This is a genomic window from Micrococcus sp. 63XJN7_6_ISO-PGPR-S23-444, from assembly GCF_058072765.1.
Map to the genome: position 1 here is coordinate 1,210,857 of NZ_CM176516.1, position 23,879 is coordinate 1,234,735.

Sequence of the window (23,879 nt, forward strand, 5' to 3'; positions counted from 1 at the left end):
CCATGACCGAACCCACCGGCGTGAGCGCGCGCCGCGGCCCCCTGCGGGCCGGCCAGCGCGTGCAGATCAAGGACGCGAAGGGCCGCCTCAACACGATCACCCTGCTGCCCGGCGGGGAGTTCCACAGCTACCAGGGCGTGCTGCGGCACGACGACCTGATCGGCGGCTTCGAGGGCGTCGTGGTCGAGAACTCGGCCGGCCAGCCGTACCAGGTGCTGCGCCCCCTGCTGAACGACTTCGTCCTGTCCATGCCCCGCGGCGCCACGGTGGTCTACCCGAAGGACGCGGCGCAGATCGTGCAGCAGGCGGACATCTTCCCGGGCGCCGTCGTGGTCGAGGCCGGCGTGGGCTCCGGCGCCCTGTCCATGTCCCTGCTGCGCGCCGTGGGCGACCACGGGCGCCTGCACTCCTACGAGCGCCGCCCGGAGTTCGCGGACGTCGCCCGGGCCAATGTGGAGGCCTTCTTCGGCGCCGAGCACCCCGCCTGGTCGGTGCACCTCGGCGACGCGCAGGAGGAGATGCCCAAGGTCCACGAGCCGGGCTCCGTGGACCGGGTGGTCCTGGACATGCTGGCCCCCTGGGAGTGCCTCGACGCCGTCGCCGAGGTCCTGGCCCCCGGCGGTGTGTGGCTGAACTACGTGGCCACCGCCACCCAGCTCTCCCGCGTGGCCGAGGCCATCCGGGACTCGGGCCGCTTCACGCAGGTCGAGGCCAACGAGACCCTCGTGCGCGGCTGGCACCTGGACGGGCTCGCCGTGCGCCCCGACCACCGCATGGTCGCGCACACCGGCTTCCTCCTCACGGCCCGCCGCCTGGCCTCGGGCGAGGAGGCGCTGCGCCTGAAGAAGCGCTCCAAGGTCTCCGAGTTCAGAGCCGAGGACGTCGAGGCCTGGCAGCCGGCCGACGAGGCCCGGTGGACGCCCGAGGCCCTCGGCGAACGGCCGATCACAGACAAGAAGGCGCGCAAGGCGGCGAAGGAGGCCCGCCTCATGGCCGCGCGGTCACGCGCCGCCGAGCAGGGCGTGGACGCGTACGGTGGGAGGACCCCGACCGGGGAGCAGGACTGAGTGGACGGAGCACCGGTGGACCACCACGCGCAATCAGGCACGGAGCACGCCGAGCAGCGCCTCGCCGAGGCACGGGAGCTGCTGCGGCAATCCCAGGCCGAGGCCGAACGGCTGCGGCACCAGCTGCAGTCCGCCCAGCGGCACGCCGCCGGCCTGAGCGAACGCCGTCGGGCCGCCGAGGCCCAGACGCAGACGGCCGCCCGCAACAACCGGCGCATGGTCGAGCTGCTCGAGGCCACGCGCGCCGAGATCACGACGCTCAAGGAGAACCTGGACGCCGTCACGCATCCGCCGTTCACCTTCGCCACCCTCGAGGCCGTCCACGCCCCGCGCGAGCCCGAGGAGGGCGTGGAGACCGGCGCCGTGGTGCGCGGGGGAGCGGACGTCGTGCAGAACGGCCGGCGGCTGCGCGTGACGGTCTCCCCGCTGCTCGACGCCGCCCGCCTCACCCCCGGCGCCCAGGTGCTGCTGGACGAGTCCAGCTCGATCGTCGGCGTCGCCCCGGGCACGGGGTCGGGTCAGCTGCTGCGCGTCAAGGAGGCGCTGCCCGACGGCGGCCTCGTCCTGGCCGGCACGGCGGACGAGGAGCGCGTGGTGCGGCGCGCGCCCGCGCTGGAGGGCGTCGACCTGCGCCACGGGGACGCCGTCACCGTGGACGCCCGCGTCGAATGGGCGCTGCGGCGGGTCGAGCTGTCCGAGGTGGACGAGGTGCTGCTGGAAGAGGTCCCGGACGTCACATTCGAGGACATCGGCGGCCTCGGCCCGCAGATCGACCGGATCCGCGAGGCCGTCGAGATCCCGTTCCTGCACCCCGAGGTCTACCGCGAGCACGGCCTGCGCGCCCCCAAGGGGATCATGCTGTACGGCCCGCCCGGCACCGGCAAGACCATGCTCGCCAAGGCCGTGGCCAACGCCCTCTCGGCCCGCAGCGCGGACGGCGAGCGCTCGTTCTTCCTCAACGTCAAGGGACCCGAGCTGCTGAACAAGTACGTGGGCGAGACCGAGCGGCAGATCCGCGTCATCTTCGACCGGGCCCGCGAGAAGGCCGACGCCGGCTTCCCCGTGGTCATCTTCTTCGACGAGATGGAGTCGCTGTTCCGCACGCGCGGCTCCGGCGTCTCCTCGGACGTGGAGACCACGATCGTCCCGCAGCTGCTCACCGAGATCGACGGCGTCGAGGCCCTCGAGAACGTGATCGTCATCGGGGCCTCCAACCGCGAGGACATGATCGACCCGGCCGTGCTCCGCCCCGGCCGGTTGGACGTGAAGATCCGGGTGGACCGTCCCGACGCCGCCGGCGCCGCGGAGATCATGGCCAAGCACCTCACCGCGGACGTGCCCCTGCACGCCGACGACGTCGCGGCGGCCGGCTCTGCGGACGCGGCCCGCGCGACGCTCATCGCCCGGACGGTCGCCGCCCTCTACGACCGCGGCGCGGACACCGCCCTGGCGGAGCTGACGGACGTGTCCGGCACGACCCACGCCCTGCACCTGGCCGACCTCGTCTCGGGCGCCGTGGTGGCCGACGTCGTGGACCGCGCCAAGCGGCACGCGGTGCGCGACTACCTGGCCGCCGGCCAGGCCCCGGCCGCGCTCGGCGTCCGCGAGGGCCACCTGCGCGAGGCCGTGGCCGCGGTGCTGGAGGACCAGACGGACCTGCTGGCCACGGTCGCGCCCGCCGAGTGGGCGCGCACCTCCGGCTGGCGCGGTCCTCGGCTGCGCTCGCTGCGCATGGTCCGGGGGGTCGAGGCATGAGCGCGTTCGGCCGCGGGGCCGCGGACGGCTTCGCCCGGGCCGCCGCCGTCGACGTCGGCCCGACCCCCGCCTTCGAGGGCCAGCGTCGGCTGTTCCACGGCGCGGCCGTGCCCCCGAACGGGCGGGACGCCGCCGGCTGGGGCGTGCACCGGGTGATGGGCACGGAGACCGAGTTCGGCATCCACGCGCCGGCCAACCCGGGGGCGCACCACAGCGTGCTCTCGGTCGAGCTCGTGAACGCGTACGCGGACCTGGTGACCCGGTCCGGCTCGGCGGTGGCCGGCACGGAGTGGGACTACACGGGGGAGTCGCCGCTCGTGGACGCGCGCGGCTGGCGGCTGCCGCGTTCGGCGGCGCATCCCTCGCAGCTGACCGACGAGGCGCTCGTGGGCCCGGACGGGGAGCCCGTGCACCTGCTGCTGTCCACCGTGCTGGCCAACGGCGCGCGCTGGTACGTGGACCATGCCCACCCGGAGTACTCGTCGCCGGAGACGACCACCCCGCGGGACGCCATGGTCTGGGACGCCGCCGGGGACCTGGTCGCGCAGGCGGCGGCCGAGCACATCGGCCAGGCCGAGGGCGCCCCGGAGGTGCTGGTCTACAAGAACAACGTGGACGGCAAGGGCCAGTCCTACGGCGCGCACGAGAACTACCTCGTGGCCCGGTCCCTCGACTTCGAGGAGCTCACCGCCGTCCTGCTGCCGTTCTTCGCGGCGCGGCAGGTGCTCGTGGGCGCGGGCCGCGTGGGACTCGGCCCGGCGGGGGAGCGGCCGGGCTTCCAGCTGTCCCAGCGGGCCGACTACTTCGAGGAGCCCGTGGGGCTGGAGACCACGATCCACCGGCCGATCGTCAACACGCGGGACGAGCCGCACGCCCGTCCCGAGGCCTACCGCCGACTCCACGTGATCATCGGTGACGCGACGCTGAGCCAGCACGCCACGTGGCTGCGGATGGGCATGACCGCGCTCGTCCTCGCGATGGCCGAGGGCGGGACGGCACCCCGGCTCACCCTGGACGACCCGGTGGCCGCGTTGCAGACGATCAGCCACGACCCGGGCCTGCGGGCCACGGTGCCGCTGCTCGAACACACCGCGGACGGTCCCGTGCGCCGGCACTGGACCGGGCTGCAGATCCTGCGGTCCTACCTGGACGCGGCCCGCGCCCACTGCGCCGCCTTCGGGGTGACGGATCCGCAGACGCGCGAGGTGCTGGAGGCCTGGGCCATCGACCTCGACGACGCCACCGCGGATCCCCTGTCCCTGAGCGACCGCGCCGACTGGGCGGCCAAGCTGCGCGTCCTCGAGGGCCTGCGGGCCCGCGCGGGTGCGGACTGGACCGACCCCCGCCTCGCGATGGTGGACCTGCAGTACGCCGACCTGCGCCCGGCCCGCTCCCTGCACCGCCGGCTCGTGGCCGCCGGCGCGCTCCGGACGCTCGCCGACGAGGCGGAGATCCGTGCCGCCGTCGCCACGCCGCCGCGGGCCACCCGTGCGTGGATCCGCGGCAACCTCGTGGGCCGCCACGGTGACCGCGTGGCCGGCGCCGCGTGGGAGACGCTGCTGCTGCGCGGGGCGGGGGAGCGGGTGCACCGGCTGCACCTGGCCGAGCCGCTGGTCGGCGCCGCCGAGGACCTGCCCGGCTGGTGGGAGGACGCCGCCGCGCCCCGGCCCGACGACGAGACGCTCGCGGCCACGCTGCCGCCGCTGTTCGGCGCGCGGGCCTGAAGGTGCGGGCGGGCGCTCAGCCCGTGACGGCCGCGCGCACGCGGCCCAGCAGGGCGTCCGCCCGCGCGACGAGACGGTCCGCCCGGTCGACGTCGGTGCGCAGGATGCCCTCCAGGCCCTCGTCGCGGAGGGGGCCCAGGTTGGTCTCGAGGGTGACCGCGGCGGCGGTGAGGCCGCCCCGGATGCAGCCGAGCGCCGCACCGACGTCGGAGAGCACGTTCGGGTTCGCCGCGTCCAGCACACGCTCGGCCAGGTCCAGTGCACGCTCGGCGGCGTCGACGATCCCGCGGGGTGGCCGGACGGCCTCGGCCAGGGCGGCCTGGATCGCGGCCGAGCGCCGGGCCCGGGCCTCCGGGGTGTCGCGGGGCAGCCCGAACGCCTCGGCCACGGCGCCGAAGCCCCGCTCGTCGCCGTCGGCGAGGCCGAGGCACGCCGCGATCAGGCCCTCCGATGCCCGGGCGTCCTCCTCGGCCGCGCTGAACCGGGCCGCCATGGCCAGCAGTCCGGCGCCCTCGGCGACCGCGAGCGCGCCCGTCGCGCCGCCGCCGGGGGTGGGCTCGCCGGAGGCGAGGCGCCCCAGATAGCTCTCGATGCTCTCGTCGCGGATCATGCCCCCACGGTGCCAGACCGGGCCCGACCGTGGCCCGCCCTCAGGCGCGCTCCCAGGAGGCGACCGGCCCCGGGACGATCGTGAACAGCGGGTGCACGTCGGGGACGGGCGTGTCCGACCACCGTTCGAGCCAGGCGGGGCTGCGCGCGGCCAGCTTGGCGCACAGGTGACGCCACTCCAGGTCGCGCTGGCCCGTGGTGGCCGGGATCGGTGCGAGACCGGCGGGCGGGATGCGCACCGCGCCGTCGGGGGCGGGGCACGGCCGGTCGATCCGGGAGTGGTCGAAGCGATAGCCGCGCGCCGTGGCCTCGGCCTCGACGCCGGAGAGGAACGCGCCGACGGCGCCGGACGGGTCCGGGTGCTCCCGGAACCTCAGCAGCTGCGGGTGGTCCCGATACCCGCGCGTGCGGCCGGCCAGGACGGCCTGGGCGAGCAGGGCTTCGCGCCAGGCGCCCGTCAGGCCCTGGCGGTCGAGGTGGCGGGGATGAAGGGTCCACAGGCGCATGCCCCCATCCTGCCAGCGTGGGGCAGCCCGGGGACGTGGGGCTGAAACGTGGCCCGCGCGTGGGGCAGGATGGGTGGACGCGGACGGAGCACACCGACCGCGTCGACGCACGAGGAGGCCACCATGTCCCAGGAGCAGATCCGCCCACGCCCGTCCGGCGGCGACGACGAGACCGGCGCCGCGGCGGGCCAGGCGCACGTGAAGCCCGCGGCCCAGGACCAGGGCCTGGACAGCCTGCTGGACGAGATCGACTCGGTGCTGGAGTCCAATGCCGAGGAGTTCGTCAAGGGCTTCGTCCAGAAGGGCGGCCAGTGACCGACGCGGACCGCGCCCGCCGGATCTTCGGGCTGGAGACGGAGTACGGCGTCCAGCACTGGAACCCGCAGGGGCGCGCGCTCAGTCCTGAAGAGGTCGTCCGCTACCTCTTCCGGCCCGTCGTCGAGTGGGGGCGGTCCTCGAACGTGTTCGTGGCCAACGGCTCCCGGCTCTATCTCGACGTCGGCTCCCACCCCGAGTACGCGACCGCCGAGTGCTCGACGCTCGACGAGCTCATCGCCTCGGACGGGGCGGGGGACCTGCTGCTGCATGACCTCGTGGTCCAGGCCGAGGAGCGCATGGCCACGGACGGGGTCGGCGGCCGGATCCACCTCTACCGCAACAACGCCGACTCCTCGGGCAGTTCCTACGGCTCCCACGAGAACTACCTGCTGCGCCGGCGCACCGAGTACCGGCGGCTCACCGAGGCGCTCGTCCCGTTCCTCGTCTCCCGGCAGATCCTCGTGGGCGCGGGCCGCGTCGTGCCCGCCGGCACGTGGCCCGAGGGCGAGGGTCCGGCCCACTTCGCGTTCTCCCAGCGCGCCGACTTCGTGCAGGACGGCGTGTCCTCCTCCACCACGCGGTCCCGGCCGATCATCAACACGCGGGACGAGCCGCACGCGGACGCCTCCGAGTACCGGCGCCTCCACGTGATCGTGGGGGACACGAACCTCTCCGAGCACACCCACCTGCTGCGCTTCGGCGCCACCGACCTGCTGCTGCGGATGATCGAGGCGGGCTTCCCGCTCGGGGACCGGGTCGTCGCCCACCCCACGCGCGCGGTCCGGCAGATCTCCCACGACCTCACCGGCACGGCCCGCATCGCGCTCCGGGAGGGGGAGGCCTCCGCGCTCGAGCTGCAGGAGCACTACCTCGAACGGGCCCGCACCTTCGTCGCCGCGGAGGGCGCCCACCACGACCGGGTGGGGGAGGTCCTCACCCTGTGGGGCGAGGTGCTCGACGCCGTCCGCACCGGTGACCGGTCCCGCATCGAGGATCGCATCGACTGGGCGATCAAGCTGCGCCTGCTGGAGGACTACCGGGCGCGCCACGACCTGGGCTGGGAGGCGCCCCGCCTCGCCCAGCTGGACCTGGCCTTCCACGACATCGACCCCGACCGGGGGCTGTTCCGCCTGCTGCTCCGGCGCGGCGCCGTCGCCCGCCTGCTGCCCGAGGACGCCGCCCGGTCCGCCGTCGAGACCGCCCCGCCCACCACCCGGGCCCGCGTGCGCGCGGACTTCGTGGCCCGCGCCCGGGAGCGCGGCCTGGATTACGCCGTCGACTGGACGACCCTGAAGCTCACGGACCATCCGCTGCACGCGATCGTGACGAAGGACCCGTTCGACACGTCGTCGGCCGCCGTCGACCGGCTGTTCGAGCGGATCCCCTGACAGCGCGCGTCCAGGACGCGCCGTTAGGGTGACACGCATGAGTTCGTCCCAGACCCCCCAGCCCCCGACGGCCCGCCGCCGTCGCCGCCTGCTGCCGCTGCTGTCCCTCGGCGCCGCGGGCCTGATGCTGGCCACCGCCTGCGCCACCGGCGACGACGGGGCGGACCAGCGCCACAGCGACACCGCGTCGGCCTCCACGTCGGCCGCCCCCGAGCGGGCGGCCGTCGGCGAGGGCCAGGGGGAGCCGGACGCCCTGACGGGTGTCACCTTCACGGAGGGCGACGGCGGGGCGCCGACGGTCGAGATCGACGGGGAGATCGACACCGACCAGCCCACCACGCGGGTGCTGACCGCCGGCGAGGGGGAGCAGGTGCAGGAGGGCGACGTCCTGAAGATGTCGATCGCCGTCGTCGATCCGGCCAGCGGCGAGGTGGTCGCCGAGAACTTCAGCGGCGAACCGGAGGCCGTGCCCGTGGACGACCAGCTCAAGTCCATGAACCCGGAGATCCACGAGATGCTGGTGGGCAGCGGTGCCGGCACGATCGTCGCCGCGTACAGCCCCCAGTACGACGTCTCCGTCCCGCAGACCGAGAGCGCGTCGCCGAGTGCCTCCCCCTCCACCCAGACGCAGCCCGCCCAGCTGTTCGTCTACAAGATCGACGCCATCCTGCCGAAGCAGGCCGAGGGTGAGGAGGTGACCGAGCGGGACGAACGCCTGCCCGACGTCACCGTGGACGAGCAGAGCGGCCGGCCGAGCATCGCGAAGCCCGACGGCGAGGCGCCCCAGGAGCTGGTGGTCCAGCCTCTGATCCAGGGCGAGGGCCGCGAGGTCGGTGCGGACGACACCGTGACCGTGCAGTACGAGGGCGTGACGTGGTCCGACGGAGAGGTCTTCGACTCGTCCTGGGAGACGGGCCAGGCCATCACGTTCTCCCTCAACCAGGTCATCGAGGGCTGGAAGGAGGGTCTGGCCGGCCAGAAGGTGGGCTCGCGCGTCCTCCTGTCGATCCCGGCCGAGAAGGCCTACGGTGAGCAGGGCAGCCCGCCGGCCATCGGCGAGAACGAGCCCCTGCTGTTCGTGGTGGACATCCTGGACGCCCAGGCGTCCGCCACCCCGTCGGCGAACTGACCCCGTCCACGAGAACCCAAGAGGAGAGCACCGTGTCCTTCGGACAGCGCGACTACGACCGCACCAAGCCCGAGATCGACTTCCCGGGCGAGACCCCGCCCACCGAGCTCGTGGTGGAGGACCTGATCGAGGGCTCCGGCCCGGCCGTCGAGGCCGGCTCCCGCGTGCAGGTCCACTACGTGGGCGTGGCCTGGTCCACCGGCGAGGAGTTCGACGCCTCGTGGAACCGCGGCACCCCGCTGCCCCTGACCGTCGGCGTCGGCCAGGTCATCGCCGGCTGGGACCAGGGCCTGCTCGGCATGAAGGTCGGCGGCCGCCGCCGCCTCGAGATCCCGCCGCACCTGGGCTACGGCGCCCGCGGCGCCGGCTCCGCGATCGGGCCGAACGAGACGCTCATCTTCGTCTGCGACCTCGTCTCGGTCGACTGACCCCGGGCCCCGTGACCCCACCCGCCCCGCGGCGCGCCGGCGACGAGGCCGCCGAGCGCATCATCTCGCTGCTGTGGCTGCTGCTCTCGGCGCCGCACGGCCTCGAGCGTGACCGGATCCGACGGCAGGTCGTCGGCTACGAGGGGCTCACGGACGCCGCCTTCGAGAAGCTCTTCCAGCGGGACCGCCGCGTGCTGCGCGCCGTGGGGGTCCCGCTGGAGACGCTCGAGCCCGCCGGCTTCGACGAGGGCGAGGCGGGGGTGCGGCACCGCGTCGTCCGCGACGCGCTGCTGCTGCGCGACCTCGACCTCACCGTGGACGAGCGCCGCGCCCTCGTGCGGGCGCGGCGCCTGTGGGGCGACTCGCCGCTGCGCGCCGACGTCGTCCGCGCCGTGGGCCTGCTGTTCCAGCCGGCCACCGACCTCACGGGCGACGACGAGCTGGCCGGGTACCACACCCTCATGCCCCGGGCCGACCCCCGGCTCGAGGCCCTCACCCAGGCCGTGGCCGACGAGGCCGTGCTGCGCTTCCCCTACCGCGACGCGCGGGGGCGGGCCACCCGGCGCACCGTGCGGGCCTGGTTCCTCACCCTCGTGCGCGGCCGCTGGTACCTCACCGGCTGGGACCTCGACCGCGGCGCCGAGCGCAGCTTCCGGCTCACCCGGATGGAGGGGGAGCCACGCCGCCTCGAGCGGGCGACGGACGCCCCCGGCCGTCCCGAGGACCACGACCACGCCGGCCTCGTGGCGCGCCTGGCCGGGCAGGCCGACGCCGAGCGGGTCCGCGTGTGGCTCGCGCCCGGCCGGGGCCAGGGCGTCCGCGCGGTCGGTGAGCCCGCCGAGCCCCGCGCCGAGGACGGCGCCGCACCGGGACCCGGCTGGGAGCTCTGGGAGGCCCCGGCCGGACCGCGCGAGGACGGCCTCGCCGCGGAGATCGGCGGCCTGCTGGGCCTCGCCGTGCCCTCGGCCGCGCACCCGGACCTGACCGACCGCGTCCGCGCGGGCCTGGCCGCCGCGGCGGAGTCCCACGCCGGCCCCGCCGACCCGGCCCTGCTCGAGGTGGCGCTCGCCGCGCCCGTCCGGCGCCGCGCCCGCGACTCGAGCGAGGACCTCGTGGGCCGCCTGCTGGACATCGTGGGGCTGGCCAACCGGGCCGGCGGGGTGGACCGGGCGGAGCTGCGCGCCCGCCTCGGCATCACCGACGAGCGCCTCGACGCCGACCTCGAGACGCTGCGCTACTGCGGCATGCCCGAGCGCGACTTCCCCGGCTTCCAGTTCGAGGTGGCGGAGGTGGCCGGCCGCGTCCACGTGGAGCGCGCCGCCGACCTGGCCGGTCCCGTGCGGCTGACGCGCCCCGAGGCGCACAGCCTCGTCGCCGCCCTGCAGACGGTCGCGGACCTGCCGGTGCTGGACGAGGCCGACCGCGAGGCCGCCCGCTCCGCTCAGCGCCGGATCCGCGCCGCGGTCCTGGACGCGGGGGCCCCGGACGCGGACGACGCGGACGACGCGGACGACGCCGCCCTCCAGGAGGCCGAGGCGCACACCGCCGGCGAGCCCCCGGTCGCCGTCGCCGCCCACTGGGACGTGGCCGTGGACCCCGCGACGGTGCGCACCCTGCTGGCCGCCGTGGCGGAGCGGACCGTCGTCCACCTGACCTACCGCTCCGTGCATGCCGACGCCCTCACCGAGCGGGACGTGGAGCCGCTGGCCCTGGTGCAGGACGGGGCGCGCCTCTACCTGCAGGCGTGGTGCCGTCGCGCCGAGGACCACCGGGTGTTCCGGGTGGACCGGATCAGCGCGCCCGCACCCACGGGGGAGACGTTCGCGCCCCGGGCCCGGCCCGCACGCTGGCGGGTCCACCCCGACGACGCCGCGGGGGTGCCCGTGCTGCTGCGCTGGGCCCATCCCGTCCGCGACGCGGCCGCCGGCTACCGCCCGGACGCCCAGGCCGACCTGCCCGACGGCGACCGCCTCACCCGGGTGCATCTGACCGACGCCGCCGTGGCCGCCGCGCTGGTCGGACGCCACGGCGGCGCCGTCCAGGTGCTGGCCCCCGCCGACCTCCGGGCGTCCGTGGCGGACGCGCTGGGCGATGCCCTCGCGGCCCTGCCGGCGCGGTAGCCTGGACCCCGGAACCCCATCGAAAGGACCCCTCATCATGGCTGGACTCCAGGGCTGGCAGCTCGTCATCATCATCCTGCTCGCGATCCTGCTCTTCGCGGCCCCGAAGCTGCCCGCGATGGCCCGCAACCTCGGCCAGTCGATGCGCATCTTCTCCTCCGAGGTGAAGCAGATGCGCACCGAGGGCAAGGGCACCACGGACGAGCGCTCCGGCGCCGGCTCCACCGCCGCGGACGAGCCGGTCGAGGGCCGCGTCGTCGAGCGTGACGAGACCGACCCGCGCGACCCGCGCTGAGCCGGAAGGACCCCCACCCGATGACCGAGGTCGACGAGGTCGCCCGCCGCACCCGGCGCCGCCGGAAGCGGCGGGACAACCCCACCGGCGAGATGCCGCTGCGCGAGCACCTCACGGAGCTGCGCAACCGACTGCTGAAGTCGGGACTCGCCGTCGCGGTCGGCATGGTGATCGGCTTCCTCGTCTACCAGCCGGTCATGGCGGAGCTGTTCCGCCCGGTCAAGGAGATCGCCAGCCAGGGACACACGGCGGCCGTCGCCTATGACACGGTGGCCTCGCCGTTCGACCTCATGCTCAAGGTCAGCATGTTCATCGGGCTCATCCTGTCCAGCCCGGTCTGGCTCTACCAGATCTGGGCATTCATCGTGCCGGGTCTGAAGAAGGCCGAGAAGAAGTACGCCCTGGGCTTCATCGCCGCGGCCGTGCCCCTGTTCATCTTCGGCATCGCGCTGGGGTGGCTCGTGATGCCGCAGGCCGTCCAGTTCTTCGTGGGCTTCACTCCCGAGGGCGGCGCGAATCTCCCTACGGCGTCGGTGTACATCAGCTTCGTCACGCGTCTCTACCTCGCGTTCGGCGTGGCCATGGTGCTGCCGGTGCTGCTGGTGGGACTGAACATGCTCGGCATCCTGCCGGGCCGCACGATCGTCCACCACTGGCGCATCACCGTCTTCGTGATCATGCTGATCGCCGCGATCGCCGCCCCCGGTGCGGACGCCATCTCCATGTTCTACATGGCGATCCCGCTCGTCGTCCTCTTCGGCGTGGCCATCGTCCTGTGTCTGTGGGGGGACCGTCGTCGCGACCGCCGCTCGGGGCAGCGCGAGGTGGACGTCGAGGCGGAGCTCGCCGAAGGCCCGAAGCCGCTCGATCAGATCTGAGCGTCGTACGCCGCAGCCCTCACGCCCGGACGCACGACCACGACGGCGTCCGGACCCGCCAGTAGGGTGGGGCCATGGCCCACCATCCCGCGTCCGCGACCCCGCACGACGAACCCGAGCTGAGCCCGGCGGAGCGCTACGCCCGTGCCCGGGCGGCCCGGCACCATGCCGGCTCCGAGCTCGGCCGGTTCGCCGCACGCGTGGGCTTTCCCCTCGACGACTTCCAGCGCCGCGCGTGCGCCGAGGTCGAGGACGGCCACGGCGTCCTCGTCGCGGCGCCCACCGGTGCCGGCAAGACGGTGGTCGGCGAGTTCGCCGTCCACCTGGCCCTGGCCCGCGGCACGAAGGCGTTCTACACCACCCCCATCAAGGCCCTCAGCAACCAGAAGCACGCGGACCTCGCCCGCGTGCACGGCGCGGAGAACGTCGGCCTGCTCACGGGGGACACCTCCGTCAATCCGGACGCGCCCGTCGTCGTGATGACCACCGAGGTGCTGCGCAACATGCTGTACGCGCAGTCGGACACCCTCATCGACCTCGGCTTCGTCGTCATGGACGAGGTCCACTACCTCGCCGACCGGTTTCGGGGACCGGTGTGGGAGGAGGTCATCATCCACCTGCCCGAGCACGTGCAGCTGATCTCCCTGTCCGCCACGGTGTCCAACGCCGAGGAGTTCGGCGCCTGGCTCGACACGGTCCGGGGCGCCACCACCGTGATCGTCTCGGAACACCGGCCGGTGCCGCTGTGGCAGCACATCATGGCCGGGGGCCGGCTCTACGACCTGTTCGCCGAGGACATCGCCTTCGAGGACGCCGCGGACCGGGACGGGGAGGCCCTGCTCAACCCCGAGCTCAAGCGCCTGGGGGAGGAGGCCGAGCGCCGGTTCCAGCGCGCCGACTGGGGGCGCCCCGGGCGGCAGCAGCACCGCGACGGGCGCGGGGGCGGCACGAAGGGGCGGGCCAGGGGCGGCCGGCACACGGGTCGCGACGGCGGCCGGGGCCGGACCGGCTCGTCCGCACTGGACCGGGAGCGGCCGGTCTCTGGTCGGCCGGGCGGTCACGACGGCGGCCCGCGGCGCGGACCGCGGCTGTCCACGTCGCGTCCGGAGATGATCCGGGTCCTCGACCGCGACGGGCTGCTGCCATGCATCACCTTCATCTTCTCCCGGACCGGCTGCGACGCCGCCGTGGAGCAGTGCCTGCGGGCCGGGCTCGACCTCACCACGGCGCGGGAGAAGGCGCTCGTGGCCGAGCGGGTCGAGGAGGCGGCGCGCCTGCTGCCCGTCGAGGACCTGGAGATCCTCGGGTTCTGGGCGTGGCGGGACGGCCTGTCCCGGGGCTTCGCGGCCCACCACGCCGGCATGCTGCCCCCGTTCAAGGAGGCCGTCGAGGACCTGTTCACCGCCGGCGCGCTCAAGGCCGTGTTCGCCACGGAGACCCTCGCCCTCGGCATCAACATGCCGGCCCGCTCCGTGGTGATCGAGAAGCTGGTCAAGTTCAACGGCGAGAACCACGTCGACATCACGCCGGGGGAGTACACCCAGCTGACGGGCCGGGCGGGCCGCCGCGGCATCGACGTCGAGGGCCACGCCGTGGTGATGTGGCGTCCCGGGCTGGACCCGGCCGCCGTCGCGCGCCTGGCCTCGCGCCGCACGTACCCGCTGCGCTCCTCGTTCCGGCCCACCTACAACATGTCCGCGAATCTGCTGGCGCAGGTCGGCGCGGAGCAGGCGCGGGGCATCCTCGAGTCCTCGTTCGCCCAGTTCCAGGCGGACCGCTCCGTGGTGGGCCTGGCCCGCGAGCTCCGTTCGAAGCAGGCCAGCCTCGAGAAGTACGAGGAGGCCATGCAGTGTCACCTCGGCGACTTCGCCGAGTACCTCACCCTGCGCAAGGAGCTCGCGGCCGCGGAGAAGTCCGGCTCGCAGGGACGCCGTCGAGCCCACCTGGCCGCCGTGAAGGACTCGCTCGCGAACCTCGCGGTCGGGGACGTCGTCGAGCTCGATGCCGGCCGCTCACTCGGCCGGGCCGTCGTCGTGTTCCCCGCCGGCAACCCCCAGAATCCGCGCGTCGGCGTCGTCACGGACAAGGCGCAGCTGCGCCGCATCACGGTGGACGACGTCGCCGGGCCGGTCGAGCCGGTGGCAGGCGCCGCCCTGCCCCAGGTGGTGCAGGTGAAGACGCCCGCGCAGCGCAAGGACGTCGCCGCGCTCATGCGCGAGGCCGTGCGCACGGGCCGCCCGCCCGCCGGAGGCCGCAGCACGGCGGGCTTCCGCCTCCGGGAGGACCCGGCCGCGCCCCGGGTCGAGGAGCTGCGCCGGGCGCTGCGCCGCCACCCGTGCCACGGCTGCCAGGACCGCGAGGAGCACGCCCGCTGGGGCGACCGCTGGTGGGCCATGCGGCGGGAGGTCTCCGTCCTGAGGGAGCGCATCGCGGGCCGCACCAACACCATCGCCCGCACGTTCGACCGCGTGGTCGGTCTGCTGCGCGCCTACGGCTACGTGCAGGAGGACGCGCCCTCACCCCGTGCGGCGCTCACGGAGCGCGGCGAGGCCCTGCGCCGGATCTACGGCGAGCGGGACCTGTTCACCTCGCTGGTGCTGCAGGATCCGGCCATGGACGGCCTGACGCCGGAGGAGTGGGCCGCCGTCGCCGCGCTGCTCGTGTACCAGGGCAAGGGGGAGACCGAGCCCGGACTGGTCCCGATGCCGACCCCCCGGCTCGCGCGCGTCGCGGAGGCCGCCGAGCGCATCGAGGAGCGCCTGCGCACGGACGAGGCCCAGGCCCGGCTCGAGCCGACGCCCCGGACGGACCCCGGGCTGGTGGCACCCATGCACCGCTGGGTGCGGGGCGCCACCCTGCGCCGCACCCTTGACGGCGCGGACCTCGCCGCGGGCGACTTCGTCCGCTGGGCGCGGCAGGTCATCGACGTGCTGGGCCAGCTGGCCAACGTCCCCGGGGACACCCGTCGCAGCCGTGCCTGCCGCCGGGCCGCGGACCTCGTCTCCCGCGGCGTCGTGGCCACCTCGCTGCCGGCGGCCTCGGCGCCGCGCGCGGACGAGGACTGACACGGGCTAGGGTGGGCGGGTGAGCGCACACCTGTTGACCCGCGGCATCATCCACTCCACGACGGACCCGTACGCACAGGCGCTGCTGGTCCGGGACGGGATGATCGCCTGGCTCGGCGCGGACGACTCCGCGGACCGCGTGGCCGACCCGGGCGACGAACGGCGCGACCTCGACGGCGCCGTCGTCGTGCCGGTGTTCGTCGAGCCGCTGGCCCGGCCCGCGGACGCGCGTGACGCGCTGAGTCGCGGCACCGCCGTCGTGACGGTCCTGGCCGCGCCCGAGGACACGGGCGCCGCGCCTGCCGACGAGGACGTCCAGACGGTCGTCTACCGGCACGCGGACCGCGTGGACGCCGAGGCGGCCGGGGTGTGGCTGCCCATCGGGACCGACCCCGCCACGCTCGCCGCTCTCCTGACGGCCTCGACCCAGGCGGGGGAGCAGGCCTACCTCGTCCCCGACGACGACGCGGACGCCGGGCCCGGCGCCCAGGACGTGGCCCTGACCGCCCTGCGCTCGGTCGCAGAGGAACTCGGCACCGCCGCCCTGGGGCGCGTGCGCCATCGGCTCGTGGTCACCCACCCGGTCACCGCCGAGGACCGCGCCTTCCTGGCCGCCGCCGGGGTCAGTGCCACCGTCGTGCCCGACGCGGACGGCGTGCTGCACGCACCCGTGGCGAGCCTGCTGGCCGACGCCGTCTCCGTGTGCCTCGGTGCCGGCCCGGCCGGGGACCCGTGGGCCGCCGTCCGGTCGGCGCTGTCCCACCCCGACCCGGACGAGCGCATCTCCGCCCGCTCCGCCTTCGCCGCCGCGACCCGCACCCCGCTGCGCGCGCTGCCCGACGCTCCGGCGGCCGGCCTGTCCGTCGCCCCGCGCCTGACCGTGTCGGCCCCGGCCGTGTTCGGCGTCTGGGACGCGGACGCGGTGGCTGTGCAGTCGCCGGACGGCCGGGTGGCGGCGTGGAGCACGGACACCCGGGCCGGCACGCCGCTGCTGCCGGCCCTCGATGCCGAGACCACCCTGCCCCGCTGGCGGGCCACCTGGGTGGACGGCCGGATCGCCGCGGAGGACGTGGCGCGCGACGCCGCGACGCCGGTCTGAGACCTCCGCTTCCTATACTCGAACGGATGCGATGGCCCGTCCGACCGGCGGGCCGCCCCCACGACCCCGGCCGGAAGGCGAGAACCGCACATGCGCGTGCTGACCATCATCCCCACGTACAACGAGATCGAGTCGCTGCCGCTGACCCTCGGCCGACTCCGTGACGCCGTCCCGGAGTCCGACGTTCTCGTGGTGGACGACGCCTCCCCGGACGGCACGGGCGACTGGGCTGACGCCCGCGCCGCCGAGGACCCCTCGGTGCACGTGCTGCACCGCACCACCAAGGACGGCCTGGGCGGCGCCTACATCGCCGGGTTCCGCTGGGGCCTGGAGCGCGGCTACGACGTCCTGGTCGAGATGGACGCAGACGGCTCGCACCAGCCGGAGCAGCTGCCGCGCCTGCTGGAGGCCGTCCGCACCGCGGACCTGGTGATCGGCTCGCGCCGCGTGCCGGGCGGCAAGATGGTGAACTGGCCGACCTCCCGCAAGATGATCTCGTGGGCCGGATCCCTGTACCCGCGGATCATGCTCGGCCTCAACCTGACGGACATCACGGCGGGCTACCGCGCCTACCGGGCCGACACGCTCCGTGCGATCGACCTCGACGCGATCGAGTCCAAGGGCTACGGGTTCCAGGTGGACATGACCTTCCGCACGGCCCGCCTCGGCAAGCGGATCGTCGAGGTCCCGATCACGTTCGTGGAGCGTGAGCTCGGCGAGTCCAAGATGAGCGGCGGCATCGTCGGCGAGGCCGTGGTCAACGTGACCCGGTGGGGCCTGGCCGCGCGCTGGGAGGGCCTGCGCGCCCGCCTCGGCCTCTGAGGCGCACAGCCCCCGAACGACGACGGGGCCGGATCCATGGCGGATCCGGCCCCGTCGTGCGTGGGGGAGCGGCGGGTCAGGCGTCGACGTCCTCGCCGCGGCTGGCGCGCAGCTTGTTGAGCTGGATCTTGTACGTCTCCTCCAGCTCCTCGAGGCTGCGGCGCTCGCGCAGCATGTCCCAGTGGGTGCGCACGGGCTTGCCCTCGGTCTCAGCCGGCTTCTCGCCGCTGACGAGGAACGCCTCCTTGCCGGTCTTCGAGGTCCAGGTGGCCGGCACGTCCGCCTCCACGGAGAAGGTCACGAACACCTGCTCGCCGTCCTCCGTGCGGTACTCCACCCGCTGCCGGGCGGCGGGCTCGACGCCGGCCTCGGACTCCAGGGACTGCGCGCCCAGGCGCATGCCCCGCAGGCTGCGATCGCTCACGTTTCCTCCTCGTCAGGCCGCGCCGAGGCCCGCGCGGGGGCGCGGGCCGATCGAGGCGCGGCGGGTCGTCCTCACTGATGGAACCATTCAGTGTCCCACAGCATTCCCGTCGGCCTCGCCGGCCGGACGGGTGCCGGGGGTGCGGCCGGCCGACGGGTCGGGCTCGATCTCCTGCGGCGTGGCCAGGGCCTCGTCGAGCGAGGTCTGCGGCATGTCCTCCGCCGTCACCGCACCGGCGGTCATCGCGTCCATGACGCCACTGGCGCGCAGGGCATCGGCGGTGGTGGGACGGGACCCACGCGGCCGCCGCGCGCGCTCCGGGGTGACGCCGGCGTGCTCGGCTCCCGACTCGCCCGCGCGGTCCCCGGAGTCCCGACGCCGGGGTGCGTGCTCCGGGGTGGGGCGGCCGCCGTCGCCGGGGGCGAACGCCTCACCGAGGCCCTGCAGGGCGCGGGTGAGCTCGGCAGGGACCACGAACATGGTGGTGGCCTGGCCGTCGGCGATCTTGGGCAGGGACTGCAGGTACTGGTAGGCCAGGACCTCGGAGTCGGCGCCGCCGGAGTGGATGGCGTCGAAGACCACCTCGATCGCCTCCGCCTCGGCGTTGGCGCGCAGCACGCGGGCCTGAGCCTCGCCCTCGGCGGAAAGGATCTGGGACTGGCGCTCGCCCTCGGCCGTGAGGATGGCGGCCTGCTTCGTGCCCTCGGCGGTGAGGATGGCGGCGCGACGGTCGCGCTCGGCGCGCATCTGCTTCTCCATCGAGTCCTGGATGGACATGGGCGGGTCGATGGCCTTGAGCTCCACCCGCGAGACCCGCAGGCCCCAGCGCGTGGTGGCGTCGTCCAGCACGCCGCGCAGCTGGGAGTTGATGGAGTCGCGAGAGGTCAGGGCCTCCTCGAGATTCATGCCGCCCACGACGTTGCGCAGGGTGGTGGTGGTGAGCTGCTCCACCGCGTGGATGTAGTTGGCGATCTCATAGGTCGCGGCCTTGGCGTCCGTGACCTGGAAGTAGACGACCGTGTCGATGGAGACGACGAGGTTGTCCTCGGTGATCACCGGCTGGGGCGGGAACGAGACGACCTGCTCGCGCATGTCCACCATCGGGAGCATGCGGTCCACGAACGGGATGATCAGGGTCAGCCCGGCGCCGGCCGTGCGGTTGTACTTGCCGAGGCGTTCGATGTTGGCCGTCCGCGCCTGCGGGATGATCTTGACCGAGGAGGCCACGATCACCGCCGCGAGGACGGCGAGGACGACGAGGACGATGAGGGTTTCCATCGGGGTCCCTTCTTCTGGGGTCGGTGCGGTCGGAACGAGGACGTGGGGCGGCTCAGGCGCCGTCCGCCTCCCAGTCGATGCGGGGGAGCGGGCGGACCACCAGGGTGGCCCCGTCGATGCGCAGGACGGTCACCTCGTCGCCGGGGGCGACCTCGGGCGCCCCGGGCTCGACGCGGGCGGACCAGGTGTCGCCGTCGACGGCGAGCGTGCCGGCGTCGCCGGTGATCGCTCCCTGGGCCGCGACGCGGCGCCCCGGGAGCGTGTCCAGGTAGGAGGCACCGGCGCCGGTGTCCTTGCGCAGGTGGCGCAGGGCGACGGGGCGCACGGCGGCGAGCATCAGCAGGGCGACGGCGGCGAACGCCGCGAGCTGGAGCGCCAGCGGGCCGCCCACGAGCGCGACCACCCCCGCCGCGCCGGCCCCGGCGGCGATCATCAGGAAGACGAGGTCGAGGGTCAGCAGCTCGACGCCGGCCAGGCCGGCGGCCAGCACCAGCCACAGCCAGCCCGCGTTCGCCTCGATCCACTCCATGCGTGCGCTCCCCTCCGTGTCGGGTGCGCGGACGGGTCTGCCGCGCGTCGACGTGTGATCCCCATCCTGCCCTACGCAGTGGCGCCGGACACAGCGTGTCCCCAGGCGGTCCTGGAAGGAGGGGGCTACCGCCCGGTAATGTGAGCGGCATGACATCTTCACCCGTCGCGGTCTCGCCCCTGCTCCAGCCGATCACTCTGGGCCCCCTCCGGCTGCCCAACCGGGTGGTCATGGCCTCGATGCACATGGGACTGGAGGATCGGCACGACGACCTGCCGCAGCTGGCGGCGTTCTACGCGGAGCGGGCACGCGGCGGCGTCGGGCTCATCGTCACCGGCGGCCTGGGCGTCGTCCCCGAGGGCACGGTGACGCTGGGCGGGGGGATGCTCGCCAGCGAGGAGGACGCGCGCGCCCATCGCGTCGTCACGGACGCCGTCCACGCAGCCGGGGGCAGGATCCTCGCCCAGCTGCTGCACGCGGGACGCTACGCCCCCAGCCCCGACCTGGTCTCGGCCTCCGCGGTGCGCGCCCCGATCTCGCGGCACACGCCCCGGGAGATGACGGCCGCGGACATCGAGCGGACCGTGAACGCGTTCGCACGCGCGGCCACGTTGGCCCTGGAGGCCGGATACGACGGCGTGGAGATCATGGCCTCGGAGGGCTACCTCCTCAACCAGTTCCTCGCCCCGGCGACGAACCGACGCGCCGACGAGTACGGGGGCGACGCCGAGCGCCGACGCCGGTTCCCGGTCGCGGTGGTCGCGGCCGTGCGCGAGGCGCTGGGGGAGCGCGGCGTGCTCTCGGTGCGCACCTCGGCGGCGGACCTCGTCCCCGACGGGCAGACGCGCGCGGAGATCGCGGACACCGCCCGGGCCTTCGAGGCCGCCGGAGCGGACGTCTTGATGACCGGCATCGGGTGGCACGAGTCGCGTGTGCCGACCATCGTGACCTCCGTGCCGCGCGCCGCGTTCCTCGCCGCCTCGGCTGACCTGACCGCCGCCGTCGACATCCCCGTGATCGCCTCCAACCGGCTGACCACCCCCGCCGAGGCGGAGGAGGCGCTGACGTCCGGGGCCGCCGCGCTCGTCGGGCTGGCCCGGCCCCTGCTGGCGGACCCCGAGTGGATGGCCGCGATCAGCGACCCGCGCGCTCGGACCCTGACCCCGTGCATCGCCTGCAACCAGGCCTGCCTCGACCACGTGTTCACCGGGGCCAAGGTCTCGTGCCTGATGAACCCCCGCGCCGGGCGGGAGACGGAGCCGGAGTACGCCGCGCCCGTCCCGGTGGCCCTCGGTCGCCGGCGCCGGATCGCCGTGGTCGGTGCCGGGCCGGCGGGCCTGACGGCCGCGGAGCGTGCGGCCCGGTTCGGGCACGAGGTCACCCTGTTCGACCGGCACGCCGAGCCCGGTGGGCAGTTCCGGCTCGCCCGCCGCATTCCCGGCAAGGAGGAGTTCGGTCCGGCGCTGGAGCACCTGGCGGCCCGCGCTGAGGCATCCGGGGTGACGCTCGTGACCGGGGAGGAGGTCTCCGCACAGGCACTCCTGACGGACGATGGGCGGCCGGGCTACGACGAGGTGCTCCTCACCACCGGCGTGCGGCCCCGGCCGGTCGCTCTACCCGGGACGGGGGAGCCGGGTGCGCCCGCCGTCCACGCGTACGACGACGTGGTCCTGGGGCACGTCGACGTCGGCCCGCGCGTCGCGGTGATCGGCGCCGGCGGCGTGGGCGTGGATGTCGCCGAGGCCCTGGCAGCCGGCACCGAACGGCCGGACGGGACACCCGAGACGCAGGCGCACTGGCGGGCCCGCTGGGGCGTGGCCCTGACCTCGGAGACGCCGGGCCAGCTCGCGAAGCCGGCCGCGGCCCGCCCCGGACGCGAGGTCCATCTGCTCCAGCGCAGCCCCGGACCCATCGGCGCCCGACTGCGTCCCACCACCGGCTGGGTGCACCGCGCCGAGCTGCGGCAGCACGGGGTCCAGCTGCACTCCGGTGTGACCTACGAGGGCGTCGGCCCCGACGGTCTGCGCGTGACCGCGCCGTCGCCGGAGGACCCCGAGGCCCGCGTGGCGCTGACCCTGGACGTGACGGACGTCGTCGTGTGCGCCGGGCAGGTGTCCGAGACGGATCTCGTCGAGGACCTCGTGGCCGCGGGCTACGCGCCGGAGGCGGTGCGCCTGATCGGCGGGGCGGCCGAAGCCCGCGAGCTCGACGCCTACCGGGCCATGGACCACGCCGTGCGGGCCGTGCAGGGCTGAGCCGCGCCGCCGGCCGGCGGGCCCTCGCGGGCGAGCGACGTCGGGGCTACGGTCGGGGCATGGCTCTCATCTACACCGCACGCCTGGACCCGGACAAGCCCGAATGGATCCGCCGCCGCCTCGTGGCGCACGGACTGCCCGCGGACGTGACCGCCGAGAAGGTCGGCTCGTACCGGTTCGACGATCCCGCCGGCGAGATCGGCGTCGAGTCGATGCTCGTGCGCGTGGGGGACCAGCTGTATCAGACCGCGTTCGCCTACCGAGGCGACGCACCCCTCGAGGGGGACGTCGTGGCCGAGGCGGAGCACTCCGTCCTGGGACACCGCTGGGTCGTGGACGCCGCCACCGACCCGGACGCGCGCCGCATCCTCGCGGCGGGCGTGCGCGGCGAGATCCCGCAGGCCCGACTCGAGATGCACGACGAGTCCGGGACCTACCTCGAGACGCGCGCCCCGGACCTCACCCTCCGCGTGATCGGCGCCGATGCGACGGGGGAGCTCGAGGTGCCGGTCGAGCTGTCGGAGACGGATGAGGCGGACGTCGACGGCCCGCGATGCCTGATCGCCGAGGGAGACGGTGTGCGGGCCGTCGTCGCGCGCCTTTCCTGAGGGGCGGTCCGCGCGGTCAGAGGCCGCGCGGACCGCCCCAGAACCGCAGCCGGCGATGGCTGGTGAGCGACATGTACAGCGCGATGCACCAGCCGAGGACGGTCCACCCGGTGAGCAGGTTCACCCAGAACACCGCCCACACGGTGGACGCGCTGGTCGGTCATGATCGTCATGGGTCCAGGCTACGCGCGAGACCCGCCGCGCGGCGCCCCGCCTGCCGTTCTGTGGTGCGCCGATAATGTACATTATGTCAACTAGCCCGTTCTTCGCCTCCCCTTCGAGCGCCACCCTGCGTGGCACGCGCTGCGTCGTAAGCTGGGCAAGGTGGCCGCGCCGGGCGGTACAGACGCCGCGTGCCGGGGTTCACTCCCCCGGGTCTGCAGACAGCCTTTCCAGCAACGGCAGGACAGCCGACACCGCCGTCCGGCTCTCGTGCCAGAGCCCGTGCCGCAACCGGGAATGGACGGCCTGCTGACTGATCCCGAGCTCCGCCGCCGCCTCTCGCTGACTGGCACCGGCTTCGACCAGCCGCCCCGCTGCATGCTGGTCACCGGACCGGCGCCGTTCCACCGTGGCGACCAGCTGCAGGGTGGCCTCCGCACAGCGCAGATCAGCCTCTCCGCCGGCCTCCGCGGCGCGGCCCGGGCCACGTCCGTGCGGCAGCACCAGCCGTCCCGGTGCCCGCCGGGCGCGTCGTCGCTCGGCTGGAGTCAGGTGTGATAACGATGAGTTTTTGTCGGAGGCACCCTCGGGATTCAGCAGCACCGCCCAGGACCCGGTCCGCACGGCCCACAGCGCCAGGCCCACCGCAGCCGTCATGTCGTCGAGGACGACGGCCAGCTCGCCGTCGTGCGACGCCGCCTCGCCGTCCGGGTCGGATTGGTCGACACGCCACGCCGCCGAGGTCACAGCCGCGTCCGGGCGGGGATCGTCGAGCAGCGCCGCTGCCAGACGTCGGGCGTCGTCGGCCGTGGCGGCGGTCGGTCGGATGGGCACCAGATGCACGGACACCATACAGAGAGCCTATCTCTGACAATTGTCCTGTCTTGTCGTAGGGCGCGTCCGCCGAGCCGCCCCTGGCCGGACGCTGCGTCCGGACGAGTCGGTGGGCCAGACTGGATGCATGACGTCCTCCCCCTCCGCCCGTCGTGCCGTGCCCGCCGAGCACCGTGACCCGCGCGGCGCCCTGCCGGCGCTGTCCGTCGACCTCCTGCTCACCCTCCTCTTCGTGGCCCTGGGCCAGGGGCAGCACGCGACGGAGCGCGGGCCGCTGGGGCTGCTGGTCACGGCGGCGCCGTTCCTCGCGGGTCTCCTGCTCATGACCGGGCTGACCTCCGGACACCGGACCTGGGCCCGCGTGTGGCCCCACGGCGTGATCGTGTGGCTGGGGACCGTCGCCGTCGGGATGGTCCTGCGCGTGGCCTTCGGCCTCGGTGGCGCACCCGTGTCCTTCGTGCTCGTGGCGCTCGGGGTGCTGGGCGTCCTGCTCCTGGGTCGCCGGGCCGTGACCGCCTGGCTGGTGCGCCGCACCCGGAGGTGAGGGGTCGGCGCGCGGCTAGGATCATCGCGGACACCGGACCCG

General features: G+C 74.6%; 23 protein-coding genes. 16 read left to right on the forward strand and 7 right to left on the reverse strand.

All coding sequences use genetic code 11. The features are described 5' to 3' along the window. The first annotated feature begins 2 nt into the window (after window positions 1–2). From AC3RJ9_RS05615 to dop, 3 genes are read left to right on the forward strand one after another with little or no spacing between them, the layout of a single operon-like run. Complete coding sequence (locus AC3RJ9_RS05615) at window positions 3–1,067, forward strand: tRNA (adenine-N1)-methyltransferase (RefSeq protein WP_020627227.1); 1,065 nt, start codon at window positions 3–5, stop codon at window positions 1,065–1,067. After that, window positions 1,068–2,822: a proteasome ATPase gene (gene arc / locus AC3RJ9_RS05620; protein WP_036336869.1), complete on the forward strand. Its 1,755-nt coding sequence runs from the start codon at window positions 1,068–1,070 to the stop codon at window positions 2,820–2,822. Further along, a complete protein-coding gene (gene dop, locus AC3RJ9_RS05625; RefSeq protein ID WP_123243843.1) occupies window positions 2,819–4,546 on the forward strand; it encodes a depupylase/deamidase Dop in 1,728 nt (575 codons plus the stop codon). Before arc ends, dop begins: the two co-directional genes overlap by 4 nt. A gap of 16 nt (window positions 4,547–4,562) precedes the next feature. Here the strand turns inward: dop and AC3RJ9_RS05630 are convergent, their stop codons facing one another. Both AC3RJ9_RS05630 and AC3RJ9_RS05635 read right to left on the reverse strand, forming a co-directional pair. Further along, window positions 4,563–5,156: a cyclodeaminase/cyclohydrolase family protein gene (locus tag AC3RJ9_RS05630; protein WP_123243842.1), complete on the reverse strand. Its 594-nt coding sequence runs from the start codon at window positions 5,154–5,156 to the stop codon at window positions 4,563–4,565. 40 nt (window positions 5,157–5,196) lie between these two features. Further along, entirely contained in the window at window positions 5,197–5,661 is a 465-nt protein-coding gene (locus tag AC3RJ9_RS05635) for a pyrimidine dimer DNA glycosylase/endonuclease V (RefSeq protein WP_020627223.1), read from the reverse strand. Between the two features lie 123 nt (window positions 5,662–5,784). Here AC3RJ9_RS05635 and AC3RJ9_RS05640 point away from each other — a divergent pair, with 123 nt between their 5' ends. From AC3RJ9_RS05640 to AC3RJ9_RS05685, 10 genes are all read left to right on the forward strand, one after another. After that, the gene (locus AC3RJ9_RS05640; RefSeq protein ID WP_017488237.1) at window positions 5,785–5,976 is read left to right on the forward strand and encodes a ubiquitin-like protein Pup; all 192 of its coding nucleotides are present in this window, start codon (window positions 5,785–5,787) and stop codon (window positions 5,974–5,976) included. Next, window positions 5,973–7,367, forward strand: a complete 1,395-nt coding sequence (pafA, locus tag AC3RJ9_RS05645) for a Pup--protein ligase (protein ID WP_020627222.1) — start codon at window positions 5,973–5,975, stop codon at window positions 7,365–7,367. The genes AC3RJ9_RS05640 and pafA overlap by 4 nt, the downstream gene beginning before the upstream one ends. 37 nt (window positions 7,368–7,404) lie before the next feature. Beyond that, window positions 7,405–8,496, forward strand: a complete 1,092-nt coding sequence (locus tag AC3RJ9_RS05650; RefSeq protein ID WP_020627221.1) for an FKBP-type peptidyl-prolyl cis-trans isomerase — start codon at window positions 7,405–7,407, stop codon at window positions 8,494–8,496. Between the two features lie 32 nt (window positions 8,497–8,528). Then, window positions 8,529–8,924 carry an FKBP-type peptidyl-prolyl cis-trans isomerase gene (locus AC3RJ9_RS05655; protein WP_010078659.1) on the forward strand — a complete coding sequence of 132 codons (396 nt, stop codon included), beginning with the start codon at window positions 8,529–8,531 and terminating at the stop codon, window positions 8,922–8,924. Between the two features lie 11 nt (window positions 8,925–8,935). Beyond that, on the forward strand, window positions 8,936–11,044 hold the full coding sequence (locus AC3RJ9_RS05660; protein ID WP_206495809.1) for a WYL domain-containing protein: 2,109 nt from the start codon (window positions 8,936–8,938) through the stop codon (window positions 11,042–11,044). 37 nt (window positions 11,045–11,081) lie between these two features. Beyond that, complete coding sequence (locus AC3RJ9_RS05665) at window positions 11,082–11,339, forward strand: twin-arginine translocase TatA/TatE family subunit (protein WP_002855080.1); 258 nt, start codon at window positions 11,082–11,084, stop codon at window positions 11,337–11,339. A 20-nt stretch (window positions 11,340–11,359) separates the two neighbouring features. Continuing rightward, a complete protein-coding gene (tatC, locus tag AC3RJ9_RS05670; protein ID WP_206495810.1) occupies window positions 11,360–12,217 on the forward strand; it encodes a twin-arginine translocase subunit TatC in 858 nt (285 codons plus the stop codon). A 74-nt stretch (window positions 12,218–12,291) separates the two neighbouring features. Continuing rightward, window positions 12,292–15,282, forward strand: a complete 2,991-nt coding sequence (locus AC3RJ9_RS05675) for a DEAD/DEAH box helicase (protein ID WP_101965453.1) — start codon at window positions 12,292–12,294, stop codon at window positions 15,280–15,282. A gap of 19 nt (window positions 15,283–15,301) precedes the next feature. Further along, on the forward strand, window positions 15,302–16,381 hold the full coding sequence (locus AC3RJ9_RS05680) for a hypothetical protein (RefSeq protein ID WP_206495811.1): 1,080 nt from the start codon (window positions 15,302–15,304) through the stop codon (window positions 16,379–16,381). Between the two features lie 90 nt (window positions 16,382–16,471). Beyond that, window positions 16,472–17,203 (forward strand): polyprenol monophosphomannose synthase, encoded by a 732-nt coding sequence (locus AC3RJ9_RS05685; protein WP_115261081.1) that lies wholly within the window; start codon window positions 16,472–16,474, stop codon window positions 17,201–17,203. Between the two features lie 76 nt (window positions 17,204–17,279). Here the strand turns inward: AC3RJ9_RS05685 and AC3RJ9_RS05690 are convergent, their stop codons facing one another. The 3 genes from AC3RJ9_RS05690 to AC3RJ9_RS05700 all read right to left on the reverse strand — a co-directional run bounded on the left by AC3RJ9_RS05690 (window position 17,280) and on the right by AC3RJ9_RS05700 (window position 19,434). After that, a complete protein-coding gene (locus AC3RJ9_RS05690) occupies window positions 17,280–17,627 on the reverse strand; it encodes an RNA polymerase-binding protein RbpA (RefSeq protein ID WP_012750883.1) in 348 nt (115 codons plus the stop codon). Window positions 17,628–17,714: 87 nt separating this feature from the next. After that, window positions 17,715–18,905, reverse strand: coding sequence for an SPFH domain-containing protein (locus AC3RJ9_RS05695; RefSeq protein WP_020624805.1), 1,191 nt, complete (start codon window positions 18,903–18,905; stop codon window positions 17,715–17,717). Between the two features lie 52 nt (window positions 18,906–18,957). Next, entirely contained in the window at window positions 18,958–19,434 is a 477-nt protein-coding gene (locus tag AC3RJ9_RS05700; RefSeq protein ID WP_020624804.1) for an NfeD family protein, read from the reverse strand. A 149-nt stretch (window positions 19,435–19,583) separates the two neighbouring features. Here AC3RJ9_RS05700 and AC3RJ9_RS05705 point away from each other — a divergent pair, with 149 nt between their 5' ends. Together AC3RJ9_RS05705 and AC3RJ9_RS05710 are read left to right on the forward strand one after the other, a co-directional pair. After that, entirely contained in the window at window positions 19,584–21,689 is a 2,106-nt protein-coding gene (locus AC3RJ9_RS05705) for an NADPH-dependent 2,4-dienoyl-CoA reductase (RefSeq protein WP_206495812.1), read from the forward strand. A 59-nt stretch (window positions 21,690–21,748) separates the two neighbouring features. Next, a complete protein-coding gene (locus tag AC3RJ9_RS05710; protein WP_123243833.1) occupies window positions 21,749–22,297 on the forward strand; it encodes a maltokinase N-terminal cap-like domain-containing protein in 549 nt (182 codons plus the stop codon). Window positions 22,298–22,313: 16 nt separating this feature from the next. Here AC3RJ9_RS05710 and AC3RJ9_RS05715 read toward each other — a convergent pair whose 3' ends face one another. Together AC3RJ9_RS05715 and AC3RJ9_RS05720 are read right to left on the reverse strand one after the other, a co-directional pair. Beyond that, the gene (locus AC3RJ9_RS05715) at window positions 22,314–22,430 is read right to left on the reverse strand and encodes a superinfection immunity protein (RefSeq protein ID WP_233569894.1); all 117 of its coding nucleotides are present in this window, start codon (window positions 22,428–22,430) and stop codon (window positions 22,314–22,316) included. 230 nt (window positions 22,431–22,660) lie between these two features. Then, window positions 22,661–23,311: a hypothetical protein gene (locus AC3RJ9_RS05720; RefSeq protein ID WP_123243832.1), complete on the reverse strand. Its 651-nt coding sequence runs from the start codon at window positions 23,309–23,311 to the stop codon at window positions 22,661–22,663. Window positions 23,312–23,420: 109 nt separating this feature from the next. Here AC3RJ9_RS05720 and AC3RJ9_RS05725 point away from each other — a divergent pair, with 109 nt between their 5' ends. After that, window positions 23,421–23,837 (forward strand): DUF3054 domain-containing protein, encoded by a 417-nt coding sequence (locus tag AC3RJ9_RS05725; protein WP_123243831.1) that lies wholly within the window; start codon window positions 23,421–23,423, stop codon window positions 23,835–23,837. The last annotated feature ends 42 nt before the right edge of the window (window positions 23,838–23,879 follow it).

Coding starts and splice junctions, on each gene's coding strand:
- AC3RJ9_RS05615 (WP_020627227.1), top strand. CDS start 3: ATGACCGAACCCACCGGCGTGAGCGCGCGCCGCGGCCCCCTGCGGGCC.
- dop (WP_123243843.1), top strand. CDS start 2,819: ATGAGCGCGTTCGGCCGCGGGGCCGCGGACGGCTTCGCCCGGGCCGCC.
- AC3RJ9_RS05630 (WP_123243842.1), bottom strand. CDS start 5,156: ATGATCCGCGACGAGAGCATCGAGAGCTATCTGGGGCGCCTCGCCTCC.
- AC3RJ9_RS05635 (WP_020627223.1), bottom strand. CDS start 5,661: ATGCGCCTGTGGACCCTTCATCCCCGCCACCTCGACCGCCAGGGCCTG.
- AC3RJ9_RS05640 (WP_017488237.1), top strand. CDS start 5,785: ATGTCCCAGGAGCAGATCCGCCCACGCCCGTCCGGCGGCGACGACGAG.
- AC3RJ9_RS05650 (WP_020627221.1), top strand. CDS start 7,405: ATGAGTTCGTCCCAGACCCCCCAGCCCCCGACGGCCCGCCGCCGTCGC.
- AC3RJ9_RS05665 (WP_002855080.1), top strand. CDS start 11,082: ATGGCTGGACTCCAGGGCTGGCAGCTCGTCATCATCATCCTGCTCGCG.
- tatC (WP_206495810.1), top strand. CDS start 11,360: ATGACCGAGGTCGACGAGGTCGCCCGCCGCACCCGGCGCCGCCGGAAG.
- AC3RJ9_RS05675 (WP_101965453.1), top strand. CDS start 12,292: ATGGCCCACCATCCCGCGTCCGCGACCCCGCACGACGAACCCGAGCTG.
- AC3RJ9_RS05685 (WP_115261081.1), top strand. CDS start 16,472: ATGCGCGTGCTGACCATCATCCCCACGTACAACGAGATCGAGTCGCTG.
- AC3RJ9_RS05695 (WP_020624805.1), bottom strand. CDS start 18,905: ATGGAAACCCTCATCGTCCTCGTCGTCCTCGCCGTCCTCGCGGCGGTG.
- AC3RJ9_RS05700 (WP_020624804.1), bottom strand. CDS start 19,434: ATGGAGTGGATCGAGGCGAACGCGGGCTGGCTGTGGCTGGTGCTGGCC.
- AC3RJ9_RS05705 (WP_206495812.1), top strand. CDS start 19,584: ATGACATCTTCACCCGTCGCGGTCTCGCCCCTGCTCCAGCCGATCACT.
- AC3RJ9_RS05710 (WP_123243833.1), top strand. CDS start 21,749: ATGGCTCTCATCTACACCGCACGCCTGGACCCGGACAAGCCCGAATGG.
- AC3RJ9_RS05720 (WP_123243832.1), bottom strand. CDS start 23,311: ATGGTGTCCGTGCATCTGGTGCCCATCCGACCGACCGCCGCCACGGCC.
- AC3RJ9_RS05725 (WP_123243831.1), top strand. CDS start 23,421: ATGACGTCCTCCCCCTCCGCCCGTCGTGCCGTGCCCGCCGAGCACCGT.